Source organism: Rhodovulum sp. (assembly GCF_011048875.1).
Lineage (GTDB): Bacteria > Pseudomonadota > Alphaproteobacteria > Rhodobacterales > Rhodobacteraceae > Rhodovulum > Rhodovulum tesquicola.
The window spans coordinates 1-2115 of sequence record NZ_DSDD01000276.1 but is presented as its reverse complement, the minus strand read 5'-3'; the positions used below and the strand labels follow the sequence as shown (position 1 = coordinate 2115).

General features: G+C 69.0%; 1 protein-coding gene and 2 pseudogenes. All 3 read right to left on the bottom strand.

The window, feature by feature from the left end; genetic code table 11:
- Nucleotides 1-38: 38 nt before the first annotated feature.
- Complete coding sequence (locus tag ENN83_RS09730; protein ID WP_287186383.1) at nucleotides 39-1481, bottom strand: hypothetical protein; 1443 nt, start codon at nucleotides 1479-1481, stop codon at nucleotides 39-41.
- Between the two features lie 94 nt (nucleotides 1482-1575).
- Nucleotides 1576-1782 (bottom strand): annotated as a pseudogene (locus ENN83_RS16950) (zinc-binding dehydrogenase); the annotation flags it as partial.
- 61 nt (nucleotides 1783-1843) lie between these two features.
- Nucleotides 1844-1984 (bottom strand): annotated as a pseudogene (locus tag ENN83_RS17145) (zinc-binding dehydrogenase); the annotation flags it as partial.
- Nucleotides 1985-2115 lie beyond the last annotated feature (131 nt).

Sequence of the window (2115 nt, the reverse complement as noted above, 5' to 3'; positions counted from 1 at the left end):
GGCGCCCGCGGGCGCCAGTCTGGCCTCTTTCGGGCGCCTCAGCCCCGGGCGCGCAGCCGCAGCGCGCCGAAGCCCGCAAGCCCGGCCAGCAGCAGCGGCAGGCCCGCCGGCAGCGGCACCGGGGCGAGGGCGGCGGCGAATTCGGCCGTGGTCAGCCGGGTGCCATCGGCGAACTGCCAGTCCTGCCAGTTGCGGAAGCCACCCGACAGCACGCCCTGTCCGGTCATCAACCGCAGCATGTAGGTGTCGTCATCGACCGCCTCGAAGCCCAGCACGTCGGTCAGCATGTAGGACATGAGGCTGACGGTATTCTCGCCCGCGCCGCCGTCGAACAGCCCCGCGATCAGCAGGTCGGAGGTCAGCGCGCCGATGCCGAGCAGGTCGTCGCCCGCGCCGAACAGGACATCGCCGTAAAGACGGCTGTCGCCCATCAGCGTCAGCTTGCTGTCGCCCTGCGTCGGAGCAAGGCCGATGGCGATGCCGCCGCGCCCGACCATCGTGCCGGAATTGATGATCTCGACCGATTGGCGCGCCTGGCTGACATGGTCGTCGGGCCGGTTCGGGTCATGGGCGGCCGAAATCGCGCGCGGCCCTTCCATGTAGCCTTCGTTGACGATCCGCACCGACCCGGCGGGGCGCACGGGGTCGCGGCTGTTGTCGAATTCGCCGTCGAGGTCGATGGCGGCCTTGTTGGAGTCGTCATTCGGCCCCAGCGAAAGCAGGACACCGCCAAGGGCGTTGTAGACCTCGCCCTCGTCCAGGTCGATCGCGTCGTCGGTGCCGACGATGCGGCCGTAATTCTCGGCCCGGCCCGAGGCGAACTGCACGCCGTCCTCGTCGGCCTCGGTCTCGTCGATCTGGATCAGGCCGCGGTTGATCAGGGTGAAATCGTCGCGCGCCTCGACCACTTCCTCGCCGCCATAAAGCGCGCCATTGTTGATGACGGTCGAGCCCTGGCCGCGGATCTGAAGCGCCCGGCCGTCGGTCGAACGGATCACGCCATCATTGATGACGGTCGTGCCCGGGTAATCCGAACCGCCGCGCACCGCCTGGCGGCGGGCCTCGATCAGCGCGCCCTCGGCATTGATCACGGTCAGCCCGCCATCGCCGCCGCGGCTATGGATGCCCCGGTCGCCGCCCGAGATCGTGCCATTGTTGATATAGGTCTGGTTCGTGCCCTGAACCTCGATCGCGTTATTCGCGTTGTCTTTGGCGGTATTCGGGTTCTCGATCAGCCCGTCATTGGTCAGCTCGATGTCGTCGCCGCCAAAGCGGAAGGCGGGCGTCGTCGCGCCGGTCGAGGACACGGTCGCGCCGCTTTCGACGAGGATGGTCAGGCCGTTCTCATCCCAGCGCTGGTCGGTCGAGGTGGAGCCATCCGCGCAGGTCAGCGTCAGGGCCGACAGCGTGCAGGCCTGGGCCGCGGGCGTCAGCGCGACAAGTCCGAGCGCGGCGGTGGTCAGAAGCAGAATTCGGGGCATGTCAGATCCTTCGAATTGCAGATACCTGCGGGCTATCGTCCGCGCGTAACAGCAATTTGAAGGACAGGTGACAAACCGGGCCGGGGCCGGGATGTCAGAACAGGATCACGTTGCGCCGCGCTGCGCCGGTTTTCGTGTCGGCGATGGCCGCGTTGATCTGGTCCAGCCGCCAGCGCCCCGAGATCAGCTCGTCCAGCCGGATCCGGCCCAGGCGGTAAAGCTCCACGATCCACGGGATGTCGCGGACCAGCACCCTGTCGCCCGGCACACCCCCCGTGACCCCCGGCCCGATGGCGGCGACATGGGCCCCCAGCCTCGTGCCCGTAGACGGCGGGCAGGCTCTGGTTCCAGGCCCCCTCGGCCATCGAGATGTCGGAATGGCAGATCGCGACCGCGCCCAGCGTGACCTCGACCTCGACCGGCCCCGGCGGGCGCTGGTGCAGGGTCTCGATAGTCAGAGGGGCGGCGAAGGCTCGGCAGATGCCGGCTTTGATCGGGCGCATGGGCATCTCCCCGGGGCTCAGGCCGGGGCGCGGCTGTCGCGTCGCGCGACGAAGACAAGGGCGCAGGCGATCATCAGGCTGGCCGCCAGCAGGAACGGTGCCCCGGGCAGGATCAGGGGCGCCCCCTCGCG